The organism is Pseudomonas sp. S3_C06 (assembly GCF_054667675.1).
The window spans coordinates 42,207-57,405 of sequence record NZ_CP162747.1 but is presented as its reverse complement, the minus strand read 5'-3'; the positions used below and the strand labels follow the sequence as shown (position 1 = coordinate 57,405).

Genomic DNA, 15,199 nt, shown 5'->3' with positions numbered 1-15,199 from the left:
AGGTGCCGGTCGTGGCTGTCGTTCCAGTTAATCCGCAACCGTAGGTCGGCGGATCAATGGGTCATCAGGATCGCGCCTGTATTTGCTCGACGATCTTGTCCTTGACCTGCAAGCGTTTCTCTTTGAGTTTTTTCAGCGTGTCATCGCTGGGTGCATCCGAGGTGGCTGTCTCGGCCTTGACCACGTCGGCGTCCGCCTGGGAATACTTGTGGATCAGTGCGTCCAGATGGGGATCCGCGGTGCGTTTTTGCTGGATCTCTTCCTTCGTAAGCTTCAAATCCTGTAACAGATCATGGGTCACCGGCATGGAACACCTCCGTCAGTTGATCGGCTGGCCACCGCGACCGATTGCGCTGGCCAGTTATCAGAATGGCCTCGGTTGCACGGTTCTGTCGACCACCTGTCAGACCAGCGGTGCCCGTTCGTCGCCCTGTCGCAAATGCGATCAAACCTTTGTTCGCCGCATTGCCTCCATTGCTTGACACCAACAAAAACTGCGTGGAGATACACCAATGGACGGATTCAACCTGCGTCATCTGGTTTTGGCTGTCGCTTTGAGCAGCGGCATGGGCAGCGCCTTCGCTGCGACTGACAACGACTTTGTCGATAACGCCGCGGCCGGTGGCATCGCGGAAATCGAAACCAGTCGTCTGGCCCTGGAAAAAAGCCAATCGGCAGACATCAAGGCGTTTGCCAACATGATGATCACCGATCACGGCAATGCCAACGATGAGCTGGCAACCATTGCCAAGGCCAATGACATCGAGGTCCCGGACACCACAACGCTGGTCAAACAGGCCAAGGAAAAAATCCTTGAAGTGCGTGATGAGTCTTTCGACGCGGCGTACGCCAACAATCAGGTGAAGGCGCACGAAGAGACCATCGAGCTGTTCAAGAAACAAGCCAATACTGTGACCGATGACAAGGTCAAAGGCGCTCCTGAACTGAAGGCCTTTGCGCAGAAAATGCTGCCGGCGCTGGAGAAACACCTCGCGGCTGCCAAAGAATTGCAGGCCAAGCATCCGAGCAAGTAAAAGCTTTACCCTCACCCCAGCCCTCTCCCGGAGGGAGAGGGAGCCGACCGAGGTGAATGTTTGAGTTGCATCGACCTGACAGTCTCGAGTTGAACGCAGGTTTTGAACATTCCCCAATCGGCTCCCTTTCCCCCTCGCCCCCTTGGGGGAGAGGGCTGGGGTGAGGGGGATCGATGTACGCAACACCACAAATCCAAAGCAAAAAAAGGCCGCATCCAATAGATAGATGCGGCCTTGTCATATCCGTCGAAATCAACCGCCATCCGTATCAATATCCGCATCCGTCTCCTCCCCCGGTTTCGCCCGATCCGGCTGCGGTTTGAAGCCCGGACTGAACTCATTGTCGTTGTCCGTGTGCTTGTTCTTCTGATCCACCGCCGGATCGCCACTCTGCGCCTGCCCGTCATCGCCCTGCTGCTGCGCGGGCGCCGGCTGCCCCGGCACCTGCGGGTCAATGGCCGGATCATTGCGATTGATCGGTTCGCCAGATTGGCTCTGCTTCGTTTGCTCGTTCATGGCCACCTCGTTGGTCAAACACCCCCCGACGCACATCCGCCGGGTGTCAAAGATTCGAAGCCTGCCGCGCGCCAACGTTCAAAACATCGCCGCTCGCCGTCACCCCGACTAGAGTTACCGGGACGTTCCTTGCGCCAGATCAAAAATATACGTGCATGAACGAACAACTATTTCGAACGGCAAATGTCGATCACTTCGCGGCGATCATTTTCACGACCGCCCCCCAATTCGCGACGGAGCAACAGGCACATGGCAGCACTGCAGAACAGCACACTCGATGCGATGAAAAACAAACAAGCACAACTGCTGGGCGAATGGATCAACGGCCTGCAAGCCAGCGGCGCCACGCGTAATCTGAAAGATCACGATCTGCAGCAACAGACCACGGAATTCCTGCAACTGGTGGTCAGTGGCATCGAGAACGACAACGGCACCAACATCGCCGCACCGGGTTGGGAAGCCACCCGCCAGTTCCTCGAAAAGCTCTCCCACAGCCGCGCCCTGCTCGGCCAGGATTCGCAGCAGACCGCCAGTTTCATCTTCGCCCTCAAGGGCCCGCTGTTTAACCTGCTGCAGAGCCATTACAAAGACCAGCCTGCGCTGCTCGCCGAACAGCTCTGGGAAGTCTCGGAACTGCTCGACGCGTTCGGCATGCACACCATCCGCACCTTCCAGAAATCCCGCGAAGCGGTGATCAAGCGTCAGCAGGAAGAACTGCTGGAATTGTCGACCCCGGTGGTCAAGCTGTGGGACGGCGTGCTGGCGCTGCCGATGATAGGCACCCTCGATTCGCAGCGCACGCAAGTGGTCATGGAATCGCTGCTGCAACGCATCGTCGACACCGGTTCGGAAATCGCCATCATCGACATCACCGGCGTGCCGACTGTCGATACGCTGGTCGCCCAGCACCTGCTGAAAACCGTGACCGCGATCCGCCTGATGGGCGCCGACTGCATCATCAGCGGCGTGCGTCCGCAAATTGCCCAGACCATCGTCCACCTCGGCCTCGACCTGCAAGGCGTGGTGACCAAGGCCAATCTGGCGGATGCATTGAAACTGGCCCTGACCCGCCTGGGCATCAGCATCGGCAAAGCGGTCTGAGCCCATGGAAAGAATTCCGATTCTTCAAATGGGCAAGTTCCTGCTGGTGACCATTCAGGTCGACATGCATGACCAACTCGCCCTCACTTTGCAGGACGACTTGTCCGAGCGCATCAGCAAGACCTCGGCGCGTGGCGTGCTGATCGACATCTCGGCACTGGACATGGTCGACTCGTTCATTGGCCGGATGATCAGCACGATCTCCGGCCTGTCGAAAATCATGGACGCCGAAACCATGCTGGTCGGCATGCAACCAGCGGTGGCGATCACACTCGTCGAACTCGGCCTGACCCTGCCCGGTGTCAGCACGGCATTGAACGTCGAGCGCGGGATGAAACTGCTGCAGGAACGAGTAGACCGGCAATGACCGTACGCAGCAGCGGTACTCAACCCATCCACATCGAGCAGGATGTCGTGCTCGCGCGCCAGACCGCACGCAAACTGGCCACCGAATGCGGGATGCGCCTGATCGACCTGACCAAAATGGTCACAGCGGTCAGCGAACTGGCGCGTAACACCATGGTTTACGGTGGCGGCGGCGACATGGACTGGCAGATTCTCGATGAAGATCACAAGGTCGGTCTGCGCTTGACCTTCCGCGACGAAGGCCCGGGCATTGCCGACATCAAACTGGCGATGACCGACGGCTGGACCTCAGGCAGCGGCATGGGCCTGGGTCTGACCGGGGCGAAACGCTTGGTTGAAGAGTTCGAACTGGACACCGAGCCCGGCAAAGGCACGCGCATAACGATTACCCGATGGACATGAATATCAGCGGGTCGATGACCCAGGTTTTACTGATCGAGGACAGCAGTCAGATCGGCCATGCACGGCGCACGGCGCAACAACTGGCCGAACAGCATGGCTTCGACGAGCGCGATGCCGGGCGCGTGGCACTGGTGGCGACGGAGCTGGCGAGTAACGTGCTCAAGCACGCCAGCCACGGTGAGATGCATCTGCGGGTGCTGCCGCGCGCCAATGGTTTTGGCATTGAATTGCTCGCCATCGACCGTGCTCAGGGGTTTGATCTGGAAGCCTGTATGGCCGACGGATTCTCGACCGGCGGCACCCAAGGCATCGGCCTCGGCTCGATATCACGTCAGGCCGAAGAGTTCGATGTGTACGCCGATGCCCGTGGCGCGGTGTTATTGGCCCGCCTGTACGCGCGCTCGGATCGCGCCCCTGACATGCGTTTTGGCGTCAGCCAGCACTCGCTGCACAACGATCCGGCGTGCGGCGATGTCTGGCACCTGGCGTATGACAACGGCAGCATCAGCGCGCTGATCATCGACGGCCTCGGTCACGGTGAAGAGGCCGAACGCGCCGGCCGCGCCGGAGCGCAAACCTTCGCTCTGGCGCCTTTCGCCGAGCCGGTGATGCTGATGGAAGACCTGCACCGCGACATGATCGGCACTCGCGGCGGCGCTGTCGCGTTTGCCCGGTTCGATGCGCGGCGCGACAGCCTGACCTTTGCCGGCGTCGGCAACATCGGCGCCAGCCTGATCAACGCCGACAAGTCCCGTGGACTGGCCTCGCACCCGGGCATTGTCGGCGTGCAATACCGGAAAGCCCGGCCCTTTGACTATGCTCACGTGAACGGACATCTATTGATCATGTACAGCGACGGTTTGCAGTCCCGTTGGAACCTTCAAGACTACCCCGGCCTGGTACACCGCCACCCCGCCGTGATAGCCAGCGTCCTGCACCGCGACTTCTGTCGCGGGCGCGACGATGTAACGGTGCTGGTCGTTGCCCTGGAGGCCGCCCATGGCTGAGTCACCGATTCTGAGCAGCGCGGAACAGGCCGCACTGATTGCGCAGTTGCAGAGCGAAACCGCAGCCCTGCGCGAAGAACTCGATGAAACCAATCAGGGTGTGCTGGCGCTGTACGCCGAACTCGATGTACAGGCAGAGGAACTGCGCCAGGCCTCGGATCTGAAAAGCCGCTTTTTGTCGTACATGAGCCACGAGTTCCGCACGCCGCTGGGTTCGATCCTGAGCATCAACAGCCTGCTCGCCGATGAGCTCGACGGCCCGCTCAGTCCCGAGCAACACAAGCAGGTGGCGTTCGTCAGCACGGCTGCGCGCGAACTCAGCGACATGGTCGATGACCTGCTCGATCTGGCGAAGATCGAGGCCGGACGCATCAGCATTTCCCCGGCATGGTTCGACATGTTCGACCTGTTCTCGGCCCTGCGCGGGATGTTCCGACCGATCGTCGACGCCAGCGCCGTGGACCTGATCTTCGAAGAGCCGGTCGGTTTGCCGCGCCTGTACACCGATGACAAGAAACTCGCGCAGATCCTGCGCAACTTCATTTCCAACTCGCTGAAGTTCACCACCCGTGGCGAAGTGCGGGTTTCCGCGCGGCTCGAAGGGGCGGACAAGGTGCGCTTTGCCGTCAGTGACACCGGAATAGGTATCGCTGCCGAGCTGCATGGCGCATTGTTCGAAGACTTTTCCCAGGTCGACTCGCCGTTGCAGAAACGTCTGCGCGGCACCGGGCTGGGCCTGTCGCTGTGTAAACGCTTCGCCGCCCTGCTCGGCGGTGAAGTCGGGATGGACAGTGCGCCGGGGGTCGGCTCGACCTTTTTCGTGATCATCCCGTTGGCGATCGCTCTGGAGAACGTCGATGAAACGTGACATCCGCCTGTTGATCGTCGACGACAACGTCGCCACCCGCTACGCCTTGCGCCGGCGACTGGAGCGTCACGGCTATGAGGTGCTGGAGGCCGGCACCGGCGGCGAGGGGCTGGCGTTGATCGAAAGTGAAGTGCTCGACGCACTGATCCTCGACGTCAATCTGCCGGACATGAGCGGCTTCGACATCGTGCGGATTCTGCGCGCGGACAGCCGCACGGCGCTGTTGCCAGTGATCCATGTGTCTGCGGCGTCGATCCAGACCGGCGACATCATCACCGGCCTCGACGCCGGCGCCGATGCCTACCTGATTCACCCGGTCGACCCCGACGTGCTGCTGGCCACCCTGCGCACACTGCTGCGAGTACGCGACACGGAACATGCCCTGCGCGAAAGCGAGGCGCGCTTCCGCGAGATTTTCGTCAATGTGTCCGCGCCGATCGCGGTACTCGATGCCAGCCTCAAGGTGCATGAGTGCAACCATGCCTTCGCGCAACTGATTCTCGACAATCAGGACCCGCAAATCCTGCGTGAATGCTTCGCAGAGGAGCAGAGCGCCATCCTCAATGAACTGCGCCTGCGCCTGGTCGATGGCGAGCGCTGGAAAGGCACGCTGAACATGTGCGTGCAGGGCCAGATTCGCGAGACCGAGTGGCAAATTTCGCCGTACCGCACGCCAGAGCTGAGCCTGGTGTTTGTCGAAGACGTCACCGAACACCGCCATCGCGAGCGCTCGCATCTGGCGCGCCTGGACGACACCACCACGCAACTGGTCAAGGAAACCGCCGAACGCGTGCGGGCCGAGGCGCAATTGCTGCAAGTGCAGAAAATGGATGCGCTGGGCAAGCTCACGGGCGGTATTGCTCACGACTTCAACAACCTGCTGACCGGGATCATCACCAGCCTGGAACTGATCCAGAAACGTGTCGCCGACGAGCGTCTGGACAAAGTGCAGTTTTATTCCGAAGCGGCGCTGAATTCGGCGATGAGCGCGGCGTCGCTCACCCACCGCCTGCTGGCCTTTGCCCGCCAGCAGCCTTTGGACACGCGGCCGGTGGACATCAACGAGCACGTACGTTCGCTGGAAGAACTGCTGATGCGCACCATCGGTGAACGCATCAGCCTCAAGCTTGAGCTGACCAACAAACCGGCGATCGCTCTGGTCGACCCGGTGCAACTGGAAAGTGCGGTGTTGAACCTGGTGATCAACGCCCGCGATGCGCTGCCGGTGGGTGGCAATATCTGGGTCAGCACGTACGCCGCTTACTCCCATGGCGACCCGAATCTGGCCGATGGCGCGTACGTGGCACTGTCGGTGCGTGACGACGGGACCGGGATCGAGCACAACGTCATCGATAAAGTCTTCGATCCGTTTTTCACCACCAAACCGTTGGGCCAGGGCACGGGGCTGGGGTTGTCGACGATCTATGGTTTTGCCCGCCAGTCGGGCGGCGATGCGCACATCCGCAGCGTCGCGCGGCGCGGCACCGAAGTGACGATCATGTTGCCGGCCACCACCGACCCCACCGGGGCCGACATCCCCGCGCCAGTGGTTGACCCGCAAGGCACTGGAGAGCATGTGCTGATTGTCGAGGACATGCCGTCGGTGCGCATGTTTGTCACTGAAGTGCTGGAAGACGCGGGTTATCGCTGCACCCAGGCGGCAGATATCGAAACGGCGTTGGAGCTCTTGCAGAATGATCCGTCGATCAACCTGCTGCTGACCGACGTTGGCCTGCCGCGCATGAGCGGTCGTGAATTGGCGGATGTTGCGCGGGGCTGGCGTGAGGGGCTGCCGATTCTGTTCATGACCGGGTACGCGGAAACGGCGATCAACCGCCAGGTGTTTCTGGGCAGCGGCATGGACATGCTGGTCAAGCCGTTTCAGATCAGCGAACTGCTCGACAAGGTCCGCCGCACGCTCGATGGTGCCTGACTGCAGCTTCACAGGGATTAATGTCGAACACAGATCTAATGTAGGAGTGAGCCTGCTCGCGATGGCGTCAGGTCAGCCAATTCATCTGTGGCTGACACCCCGCTATCGCGAGCAGGCTCACTCCTACAGGGGTCGGCGTGCACGCGGGATATGGGTGGGCGAGCTTGCTCCGGGCGGCGTTCCGACGAAGACGTCAGCCCAGCCAACACACCTATCGGCTCAAAGCCCGAGCCAGAAACGGCGCAGTCTTGCTCTTCTTGCTCGCCGCAACCTTCTGCGGCGTACCCGCGACCACGATTCGGCCGCCCTGATCCCCTGCCCCCGGTCCGATGTCGATCACCCAGTCACTCTGCGCCACCACGCGCATTTCGTGCTCGACCACGATCACCGTGTGCCCCGCCGTGACCAGCGTATCCAACTGCTCCAGCAGCCGATCGACATCCCGCGGATGCAACCCGGTGGTCGGTTCGTCCAGCACGTACAACGTCGCGCCGCGCTGGTTGCGCTGCAACTCGGTGGCCAGTTTGATCCGCTGCGCTTCACCGCCGGACAGCTCCGTGGCCGGCTGACCCAGGCGCAGATAACCCAGGCCAATATCGCGCAACACCTCCAGTGACCGACGAATCCCCGGTTGCCCGGCAAACACCGTCACCGCTTCAGCGACGGTCAATTGCAGCACTTGGGCGATGCTCAAACCCTCCCAGAGAATCGCCAGCGTTTGCGGGTTATAGCGTGCGCCATGGCAGGTCGGGCACGGCGCATAAACACTGGGCATGAACAACAATTCAACACTGACAAAGCCCTCACCTTCGCAGGTGGCGCAACGACCCTTGGCGACGTTGAAGGAAAACTGCCCGGCGTCATAGCCTGCCGCCCGTGCATCGTCAGTCGCGGCATACAGCTTGCGCACGTTGTCGAACAAACCGGTATAGGTCGCCAGATTGGAGCGTGGCGTGCGGCCGATCGGTTTCTGATCGACCTGCACCAGTCGCTTGATCGACTCCAGCCCGGACGTAACCTGACCACTGCTGACCTGCGGCGCATCGTCTTCGAGGCTGAGTTCTTCCGGCTCGCTGTCCACCGTCGGTCGCCCCAACTGCGCGCCGACCAATTCCAGCAACGCCTGACTGACCAGACTCGACTTGCCGGAGCCGGACACACCCGTCACCGAGGTAAAGCAGCCCAAGGGAAATTCCGCACTTAGGTTGTTCAGATTATTGCGGGTAATGCCCTCGAGTTTCAGCCACGCCGTCGGTTTACGCGCCGTTCTGGTCTGGCGTTGCGACTCGGCAAACAGATAGGCGCGAGTCTGCGACTGTGCGATCTCGGCCAGACCTGCCGGCGGGCCGCTGTAAAGCACCTGCCCACCCTGCTCGCCCGCCGCCGGACCCACGTCGATCAGCCAGTCGGCGCGACGCATGGTTTCCAGATCATGCTCGACCACAAACAACGTGTTGCCGTCCGCCTTCAAGCGTTGCAAGGCCTCGAACAGCGCCTCGCCATCGGCCGGGTGCAAACCGGCGGATGGCTCGTCGAGTACATAAATCACCCCGAACAATTGCGAGCCCAACTGCGTCGCCAAACGCAAGCGCTGCAACTCACCCGACGATAGCGTCGGCGTGCTGCGCTCCAGCGCCAGATAACCGAGGCCCAGATCGGTCAGGGTGCTGACCCGCTCCAGCAGATCCTCGGCAATGCGCTGCGCCGCCAGACGTTTTTCCAGCGACAGGTTCGGCGTGTGCCGCACATCCGGCGCGCTGGCATGGCCGCTGGCGCCGTGGGCCACCCGTTGCTGGCGGGCCTCGCGGGTTTGCGCATGGCTCAAGGTCTCGCCGGTTTCCTCGGCGTGCTCCAGATAACTTTGCGCCGCCACGGGTTTCAAAACCTCGGCCACTTGCAGCAGCGGCATCTGCGCCAGTTCACCGATGTCATAACCGGCAAACGTCACCGACAACGCTTCACGCTTGAGGCGCTTGCCGTCACATAGCGGGCAAGGGCTGCCGAGCATGAACTGCGCAACGCGCTTCTTCATCAGCGCACTTTGCGAGTGAGTAAACGTGTGCAGGATGTAGCGTCGGGCGCCGGTGAAGGTGCCCTGATAACTCGGCTCCATCTTGCGTTTGAGGGCGACGCGGGTTTCTTCCGGGGTCAGCCCGGCATACACCCGCACGGTCGGGGTTTCTTCGGTGAAGAGAATCCAGTCGCGCTGCTTTTTCGGCAGCTTTTTCCACGGGATGTCGACATCGATGCCCATTGTCACGAGGATGTCGCGCAGGTTCTGGCCCTGCCACGCCAACGGCCAGGACGCCACCGCGCGCTGGCGGATGGTCAGGTTCGGATCCGGCACCATCAGCGCTTCGGTGACCTCATAGACGCGGCCGAGGCCATGGCACTCCGGGCAGGCGCCTTGCGGGGTGTTCGGCGAAAAGTCCTCGGCGTACAACATCGGCTGCCCCGGCGGATAGCTGCCGGCGCGCGAATACAGCATGCGGATCAGGCTCGACAACGTGGTGACACTGCCCACCGACGAACGCGTACTTGGCGTGCCGCGCTGCTGCTGCAGGGCCACGGCCGGTGGCAGGCCTTCAATGGAGTCGACATCCGGTACGCCGACCTGATCGATCAGGCGCCGCGCATACGGCGCCACCGATTCGAAATAGCGGCGCTGGGCTTCGGCGTACAACGTGGAAAACGCCAGCGACGATTTGCCCGACCCAGAGACACCGGTAAACACCACCAGCGCATCACGGGGAATGTCGACATCGACGTTTTTCAGATTATGTTCACGGGCGCCGCGTACCCGGACCATGCCGGCGGGCGCTTTCGAGGTGCGTTTGGAAGTCATCGACCTGCCTTGGTGAAGGAATGTTCAACGCTCAGCTACCGAGCACCACGCGAATCATCTGCAACATGGCTTCCGGGCTATACGGTTTGCTCAGCAAATGGGTGTCGGGACTGAGCTGGTGATTGCGCGAAATGATGTCGCGGGTGTGCCCAGAGGTGAACAGCACCGCCACCGGCGGCGTCTGCACCTTGGCCCAGGCGAACAGGTCGGAGCTCTTGATCAGCCCCGGCATGACCACGTCAGTGAAAATCAGGTCGACCTCGACACCTTCGAGCAGCATCTGCATCGCCGCATCGCCATTGCCGGCGGTCAGCACGCGATAACCTTCCTCGCGCAGCAACTCGACCGCCGAGGCGCGCACCGCGTCGTTGTCTTCGACCACCAGCAGCGTCTCGTGGCCGCCACTTTGCTGCCGTTGCAGATTGGGTGACTCATCAAGGATCGGGCGCAGGCTGCGCGGGAAGTACAACTGCACCTGCGTGCCCTCGCCGACGGCACTGGCAATGTCGACATGCCCGCCGCTCTGTTTGACGAAGCCGAACACCATGCTCAGGCCCAACCCGGTGCCCTGGCCATCGGCCTTGGTGGTGAAAAACGGTTCGAACACTTGCTCGAGAATTTCTGGCTCAATGCCGGCGCCGCTGTCACTGACGGCGACTCGGACAAACTCGCCGGGAACGATGCCTTTACCGGCACAAAACTCGCGCTCGAGTCGCACGTTGGCAGCGCTGAGGCCGATGGTGCCCTCGCCCTTCATCGCATCCCGGGCGTTGATCGCCAGATTGAGAATCGCATTTTCCAGTTGATTGCGGTCGACGTTGATGTGCCACGGCGCGGTCGGCAACTGCACGTCGATCTGAATGGTTTCGCCCAGCGCCCGCTGCAGCAATTCGCCAACGCCTTCGAAAATCTGCTGCGGGTTGCACACCGCCGGCGACAACGGCTGGCGCCGGGCAAACGCGAGCAATTGCGAAGACAGCTTGGCACCGCGTTCGACCGCCGCCAGCGAGGCACTGACCCGGCGCTGCACGTTGGCGTTGTTCAGTTCGTGACGTGCAAGCAAATGCAGATTGCCGGCGATCACTTGCAGCAAATTGTTGAAGTCGTGAGCGACGCCGCCGGTCAGCCCGCCAATGGCTTCGAGCTTCTGTGATTGGCGCAACTGCTCTTCAGCCGCCAGCCGCGCCTCAACTTCTTCGCCGACGCGCTGTTCGAGGTTGCGGGTAAATTTGAGCAGTGATTCTTCGGCAATCTTGCGTTCATGAATGTCGATCAGCACACCGGGAAAGCGCAGCGGTTTGCCGTGTTCGTCAAACTCGCAAGCGCCGCTGGCCAGCACCCATAGATAACTGCCGTCACTGCGCCGGACGCGATATTCGGCGTTATACGGCTCACCGGTCTGCACGGAATGGGCGACGCGCTCCTGTACCCAGGCGTGGTCATCGGGATGGATGCGCGACTCGGCAATGTCATGGGCCAGATTGCTCAGGTCATGATCCGGCGGATAAGAGAACGTACGGGCAAAACGCTCATCTGCTGACAATGTGTTGTTTTTCACGTCCCAGACAAACGAGCCGAGCAAGGCACCGGCATTCAGCGCCAGACGTACCCGCTCATTGTCAGCGCGGTAAGCCTTTTCGGCGGCCTGACGGCGGCGCTCGGAGTGCATGAATTCGGTGGTTTCCACCACCATCGCCATCACCCCGGCGGGCACCCCGTCATCGTTGGCGATCGGGCTGTAATACAAATCCATCCAGACGTCTTCGGGGACGCCATCGCGCAACAGCACCAGTTCTTTATTGCGGAAAGACAAAGTGCCGCCGGCCAGGCAGGTATCGACCACGTGCCGGTTGAAATCAGCGACTTCCGGCCAACCCAGCTCCACCGGCGCACCGAGTAGATACGGGTGCCGACCACCGGCAAATATCGAATAGGCATCGTTGTAGATCATGTAGCCGGCGCGGCCCCAGAGCATGACCATCGGCAGCGGCGACGCCAGCATCAGTTGCACCGCGCTGCACAGGCTGGCCGGCCACCTGTTCAGCGGGCCGAGTTCGGTGTGGCTCCAGTCGAACGCACTGATGCGTCCGGCCATTTCGCCTTTCCAGCCCTCACAACCATGGCTATCGGATAAAAACTGCATCGACTGACTCAGTGTCCTTAGGTGGTTGCCCGATAAATCGCGACGCCATAACGACGCGACGCCCGTCTGTTTCGAGCGTCTTCAGTCGCATTGGTTTCATTAGAGGTATAGCCGATTTCATCCCGGCTCGGAGTCTAGACCCCGATCAGGTGCTTGAGCGGATGGTAGCCAGTTTTCATCTTCGCGGCGACGTCGAGGATGGCCTTCTCGATACCGTTCAAATGCATGCAGGTCAGCTCGATGGCGGCACCCTGATTGCCGGCCTCGATGTACTCGATCAGGCGCAAATGCTCGTCGTCGCGGCACACTTCATGACTGTCGTCGTCCAGCGCAGCGGCGTACAGCGAAGCGCGGGAAATCAGCTTCTGGAACCAGTCGAGCAACACCGGATTATTGAGGCTGCGCGCCAGTTTGATGTGGAACTCGCCGAGCAGATGGATCAGCCGTTCGTGATCGCCCGCCGCATGGGCTTCATCTTCCAGCAGCAGGTGTTCGCGCAGGTCCTGCATCGCGGTGCTGTCCTTGCGCCGGCACAGTTCAGTGACGATGCCGATCTCGATCAGCCGCCGGGTTTCGAACAGTGAACGGAGCTCTTCGTTGCTCGGCAGCGACACCGATGCCCCTTTATTGGGCTCGGTGGTGACCAGCCCATCGGCCTCCAGTTGCTTCAATGCCGCGCGCACCGATGTGCGGCTGACATTGAATAACTCGGCCAGCGAGGCCTCGCCCAGCTTCATCCCCGGGCGCAACGAACGCTTGCTGATCGCCTCGTAAACCCCTTGGTAGACGCGGTCGACCGTGGTTTCCGGTTTCTTGTCGGTCATTCGAACACTCCTTTAGCGTCGGGCAACCCTCCCCGGCGATGCCTGGCCATGGAAAAAGGGCGGCAGACGCAGGTTAATCCGGGCCTTGGCAAATTGCATTCATATATTGCATACCGACGGAGGATGGCGCTGAACATCGGTCAGTCGCGGGAGATCATTTTTGGCGAGGTGGTGATGGCGCATGTGCGCGATGAGTTGATCGATCCGAAGACGCTGTACATCGATCAATTGGGCCTGGATGCGATCAGGCGGTGGTGAGCGGTTTTGGCCAGAGCGTTGACTACTGATCGTTCCCACGCTCTGCGTGGGAATGCCGCCATGGACGCTCTGCGTCCACTGTGACGCGGAGCGTCACGGGATGCGTTCCCACGCAGAGCGTGGGAACGATCATTACCGGGCTCAGTCGGTGCCGTATTTCGGCGAGCGCGGACCGTACAGCAGGCCTGCCCGATGTCCGGCCGAGAGCAGACGATTGCTCGCCACACCGGCAATCGGGTAGCCGGCATCGGTGGCGCTGTTGATGATCTGCTTCACCGCCGCCGAGATCAGCATGCCGACGATACCGCCGGCATTGCTATTGCCGCCCTCTTCGCTGGACGCCCGTGCCGAACCGGTCCACAGCGTGGTGCCGGATTTCAGGTCGACCAGTTTCGCCGTTGCGGTCACTGCGGTTTCACTGCTGATCACCATGTAACGCGTACCGTATTCGGTCACGGTGATGTACAGCGCCGCGTCCGCACCGAAGATCTCCTTCAGCTTGCTCGGCGGCGCCTGATGGATATCGTCCGGGGTGGTCAGGCCGTTTTGGCGGAACGTCTCGTCAACCAGTGCGATCGGCAGCACGTAGTAACCGGCCTCGGCCAGCGGAAACGTCACTTGCGACAGCAGGCTGTACGACGCCTTCACATCCGGCGAGGTGTTCAGCGGTGGCAGCACCAGAATGGTCTTCGGCCGCGCCTGCTTGTAGGCCGAGTAATCCACGGTCTTGGGCGCAACGCAGCCACCCAGCACGGTCAGGGCCAGACCGGCGGCCAGCAACTTCAAGGTACGCGCGATCATTTCGCGTCTCCGCTCTTGGCGTTCTTGAGCAGGAAATCCATGTACGTCCCGGACTCGGGGAACAGGGTTTTCTCGGTTTTGAACTGCTGCACCATCTGGTCGTCCTTGCCCATGCTCAGATAGAGCAGGCCAAGGTGCGCGTGGTATCCCGGCGGTACGGCTTTGCCGGTGGAGCGGATTTTCTGCAGGTCACGTTCCAGTGCTTCAGCCTGGGCTTCTTTCGGCTCTTCGCCTTTGAAGTATTCGTAGACCTGCGGTTCGTAGCCTTCCCACTGGTACAGCGTTTGCGGGCCGGAGGCACAACCGGCCAGCAAGGCGCTGGCGGCCAGCGTCAGCGCCATCAACGAGCGCGACAGATTCAGAGTCATGGGGTGTTGCTCCTTGCAATGGGCGTCGATCAGTTGCCCGGTTTCCAGGCGCCGGCGTTCATGCCATCCACCAGACGATTGATCGCCTCGCGCATGGCCAGATCCAGTACTTTGCCGTTGAGGGTCGAGTCGTAGGCAGCGGTGCCGCCGAAGCCGATGATTTCGCGGTTGGACAGCGCGTATTCGCCAGCGCCCTGAGTGGAATACACCACTTCCGAGGTGCTGATGTTGACGATGTTCAGGTTGACCTTGGCGTAGGCGACCTGGGTCTTGCCACGGCCAAGAATGCCGAACAACTGGTGATCGCCGGTCTCTTTGCGGCCGAACTCGGTGACGTCACCGGTAACCACGTAATCGGCACCTTTGAGACGCTGGGCCTGGCCCTTGATTGCCGCTTCCTGCTGGATCTCACCCATGTTGTCGCGGTCCAGCACGCTGAAGCGGTTGGTCTGCTGCAGGTGAGTGATGAGGATGGTCTTGGCCTGACCGCCGAGACGGTCGACACCGTCGGAGAAGATCCCGCGCATGTAGCTGGAGCGGTTGTCGAACTTGCCCACGGCCATTGGCACGCGAACGCCGGTCCAGACCTGGGAGGCGCTTTCAACCTTGGCCACCGGCAAGGCGCGCGAGCTTTCGGTCGCGCAACCTGAGAGTGTGCCAGCCATCGTGCCAAGCACAGCAATCGCGACGCCTGAGACCAGCATCCGGGAGATCATTCTCACTGAGTATTCCT

At 61.2% G+C, this 15,199-nt stretch carries 16 protein-coding genes and 1 pseudogene; 9 read left to right on the top strand and 8 right to left on the bottom strand.

The window, feature by feature from the left end:
- Positions 1 to 64: 64 nt before the first annotated feature.
- Complete coding sequence (locus AB4N44_RS00220) at positions 65 to 307, bottom strand: DUF465 domain-containing protein (protein ID WP_127927044.1); 243 nt, start codon at positions 305 to 307, stop codon at positions 65 to 67.
- Here AB4N44_RS00220 and AB4N44_RS00215 point away from each other — a divergent pair.
- Positions 306 to 482 (top strand): hypothetical protein, encoded by a 177-nt coding sequence (locus AB4N44_RS00215; RefSeq protein ID WP_455805610.1) that lies wholly within the window; start codon positions 306 to 308, stop codon positions 480 to 482. The genes AB4N44_RS00220 and AB4N44_RS00215 overlap by 2 nt on opposite strands.
- A gap of 30 nt (positions 483 to 512) precedes the next feature.
- Positions 513 to 1,034 carry a DUF4142 domain-containing protein gene (locus AB4N44_RS00210; RefSeq protein ID WP_127927042.1) on the top strand — a complete coding sequence of 174 codons (522 nt, stop codon included), beginning with the start codon at positions 513 to 515 and terminating at the stop codon, positions 1,032 to 1,034.
- Positions 1,035 to 1,286: 252 nt separating this feature from the next.
- On the opposite strand, the gene AB4N44_RS00205 is transcribed toward AB4N44_RS00210, so the two are convergent.
- Positions 1,287 to 1,550 (bottom strand): hypothetical protein, encoded by a 264-nt coding sequence (locus AB4N44_RS00205; protein WP_150752017.1) that lies wholly within the window; start codon positions 1,548 to 1,550, stop codon positions 1,287 to 1,289.
- Positions 1,551 to 1,799: 249 nt separating this feature from the next.
- On the opposite strand from AB4N44_RS00205, the gene AB4N44_RS00200 reads away from it, so the two are divergent.
- From AB4N44_RS00200 to AB4N44_RS00175, 6 genes are read left to right on the top strand one after another with little or no spacing between them, the layout of a single operon-like run.
- Entirely contained in the window at positions 1,800 to 2,651 is an 852-nt protein-coding gene (locus AB4N44_RS00200) for an STAS domain-containing protein (protein WP_095120999.1), read from the top strand.
- Positions 2,652 to 2,655: 4 nt separating this feature from the next.
- On the top strand, positions 2,656 to 3,018 hold the full coding sequence (locus AB4N44_RS00195) for an STAS domain-containing protein (RefSeq protein WP_007912539.1): 363 nt from the start codon (positions 2,656 to 2,658) through the stop codon (positions 3,016 to 3,018).
- On the top strand, positions 3,015 to 3,419 hold the full coding sequence (locus tag AB4N44_RS00190) for an anti-sigma regulatory factor (RefSeq protein WP_003225570.1): 405 nt from the start codon (positions 3,015 to 3,017) through the stop codon (positions 3,417 to 3,419). Before AB4N44_RS00195 ends, AB4N44_RS00190 begins: the two co-directional genes overlap by 4 nt.
- Positions 3,416 to 4,426, top strand: a complete 1,011-nt coding sequence (locus tag AB4N44_RS00185) for an ATP-binding protein (protein WP_127930383.1) — start codon at positions 3,416 to 3,418, stop codon at positions 4,424 to 4,426. The genes AB4N44_RS00190 and AB4N44_RS00185 overlap by 4 nt, the downstream gene beginning before the upstream one ends.
- A complete protein-coding gene (locus tag AB4N44_RS00180; protein WP_311881326.1) occupies positions 4,419 to 5,294 on the top strand; it encodes a sensor histidine kinase in 876 nt (291 codons plus the stop codon). The genes AB4N44_RS00185 and AB4N44_RS00180 overlap by 8 nt, the downstream gene beginning before the upstream one ends.
- The gene (locus tag AB4N44_RS00175) at positions 5,284 to 7,227 is read left to right on the top strand and encodes a response regulator (RefSeq protein ID WP_460110771.1); all 1,944 of its coding nucleotides are present in this window, start codon (positions 5,284 to 5,286) and stop codon (positions 7,225 to 7,227) included. Before AB4N44_RS00180 ends, AB4N44_RS00175 begins: the two co-directional genes overlap by 11 nt.
- A gap of 211 nt (positions 7,228 to 7,438) precedes the next feature.
- Here the strand turns inward: AB4N44_RS00175 and AB4N44_RS00170 are convergent, their stop codons facing one another.
- The 3 genes from AB4N44_RS00170 to AB4N44_RS00160 all read right to left on the bottom strand — a co-directional run bounded on the left by AB4N44_RS00170 (position 7,439) and on the right by AB4N44_RS00160 (position 13,039).
- A complete protein-coding gene (locus AB4N44_RS00170; RefSeq protein WP_460110773.1) occupies positions 7,439 to 10,072 on the bottom strand; it encodes an excinuclease ABC subunit UvrA in 2,634 nt (877 codons plus the stop codon).
- A gap of 31 nt (positions 10,073 to 10,103) precedes the next feature.
- Positions 10,104 to 12,215, bottom strand: a complete 2,112-nt coding sequence (locus tag AB4N44_RS00165) for a hybrid sensor histidine kinase/response regulator (protein ID WP_460110774.1) — start codon at positions 12,213 to 12,215, stop codon at positions 10,104 to 10,106.
- Between the two features lie 134 nt (positions 12,216 to 12,349).
- On the bottom strand, positions 12,350 to 13,039 hold the full coding sequence (locus AB4N44_RS00160) for a GntR family transcriptional regulator (protein ID WP_127927029.1): 690 nt from the start codon (positions 13,037 to 13,039) through the stop codon (positions 12,350 to 12,352).
- A gap of 114 nt (positions 13,040 to 13,153) precedes the next feature.
- Between AB4N44_RS00160 and AB4N44_RS00155 the strand changes: the two are divergent.
- A pseudogene (locus AB4N44_RS00155) lies at positions 13,154 to 13,291 on the top strand (flavin reductase family protein); the annotation flags it as partial.
- A 147-nt stretch (positions 13,292 to 13,438) separates the two neighbouring features.
- On the opposite strand, the gene AB4N44_RS00150 reads toward AB4N44_RS00155, so the two are convergent.
- Genes AB4N44_RS00150 through AB4N44_RS00140 form a run of 3 tightly spaced genes read right to left on the bottom strand, consistent with a single transcriptional unit; the run spans position 13,439 to position 15,182 of the window.
- Positions 13,439 to 14,098 (bottom strand): DUF799 domain-containing protein, encoded by a 660-nt coding sequence (locus tag AB4N44_RS00150; protein WP_150752013.1) that lies wholly within the window; start codon positions 14,096 to 14,098, stop codon positions 13,439 to 13,441.
- Positions 14,095 to 14,466, bottom strand: a complete 372-nt coding sequence (locus AB4N44_RS00145) for a DUF4810 domain-containing protein (protein ID WP_007912524.1) — start codon at positions 14,464 to 14,466, stop codon at positions 14,095 to 14,097. The genes AB4N44_RS00150 and AB4N44_RS00145 overlap by 4 nt, the downstream gene beginning before the upstream one ends.
- A gap of 29 nt (positions 14,467 to 14,495) precedes the next feature.
- A complete protein-coding gene (locus AB4N44_RS00140; RefSeq protein ID WP_162483052.1) occupies positions 14,496 to 15,182 on the bottom strand; it encodes a CsgG/HfaB family protein in 687 nt (228 codons plus the stop codon).
- Between the last annotated feature and the right edge of the window lie 17 nt (positions 15,183 to 15,199).

Excerpts from the sequence above, each read along its gene's own strand:
- AB4N44_RS00215 (WP_455805610.1), top strand. The coding sequence starts at position 306 with ATGGAACACCTCCGTCAGTTGATCGGCTGGCCACCGCGACCGATTGCG.
- AB4N44_RS00220 (WP_127927044.1), bottom strand. The coding sequence starts at position 307 with ATGCCGGTGACCCATGATCTGTTACAGGATTTGAAGCTTACGAAGGAA.
- AB4N44_RS00210 (WP_127927042.1), top strand. The coding sequence starts at position 513 with ATGGACGGATTCAACCTGCGTCATCTGGTTTTGGCTGTCGCTTTGAGC.
- AB4N44_RS00205 (WP_150752017.1), bottom strand. The coding sequence starts at position 1,550 with ATGAACGAGCAAACGAAGCAGAGCCAATCTGGCGAACCGATCAATCGC.
- AB4N44_RS00200 (WP_095120999.1), top strand. The coding sequence starts at position 1,800 with ATGGCAGCACTGCAGAACAGCACACTCGATGCGATGAAAAACAAACAA.
- AB4N44_RS00195 (WP_007912539.1), top strand. The coding sequence starts at position 2,656 with ATGGAAAGAATTCCGATTCTTCAAATGGGCAAGTTCCTGCTGGTGACC.
- AB4N44_RS00190 (WP_003225570.1), top strand. The coding sequence starts at position 3,015 with ATGACCGTACGCAGCAGCGGTACTCAACCCATCCACATCGAGCAGGAT.
- AB4N44_RS00185 (WP_127930383.1), top strand. The coding sequence starts at position 3,416 with ATGAATATCAGCGGGTCGATGACCCAGGTTTTACTGATCGAGGACAGC.
- AB4N44_RS00180 (WP_311881326.1), top strand. The coding sequence starts at position 4,419 with ATGGCTGAGTCACCGATTCTGAGCAGCGCGGAACAGGCCGCACTGATT.
- AB4N44_RS00175 (WP_460110771.1), top strand. The coding sequence starts at position 5,284 with ATGAAACGTGACATCCGCCTGTTGATCGTCGACGACAACGTCGCCACC.
- AB4N44_RS00170 (WP_460110773.1), bottom strand. The coding sequence starts at position 10,072 with ATGACTTCCAAACGCACCTCGAAAGCGCCCGCCGGCATGGTCCGGGTA.
- AB4N44_RS00165 (WP_460110774.1), bottom strand. The coding sequence starts at position 12,215 with ATGCAGTTTTTATCCGATAGCCATGGTTGTGAGGGCTGGAAAGGCGAA.
- AB4N44_RS00160 (WP_127927029.1), bottom strand. The coding sequence starts at position 13,039 with ATGACCGACAAGAAACCGGAAACCACGGTCGACCGCGTCTACCAAGGG.
- AB4N44_RS00150 (WP_150752013.1), bottom strand. The coding sequence starts at position 14,098 with ATGATCGCGCGTACCTTGAAGTTGCTGGCCGCCGGTCTGGCCCTGACC.
- AB4N44_RS00145 (WP_007912524.1), bottom strand. The coding sequence starts at position 14,466 with ATGACTCTGAATCTGTCGCGCTCGTTGATGGCGCTGACGCTGGCCGCC.
- AB4N44_RS00140 (WP_162483052.1), bottom strand. The coding sequence starts at position 15,182 with ATGATCTCCCGGATGCTGGTCTCAGGCGTCGCGATTGCTGTGCTTGGC.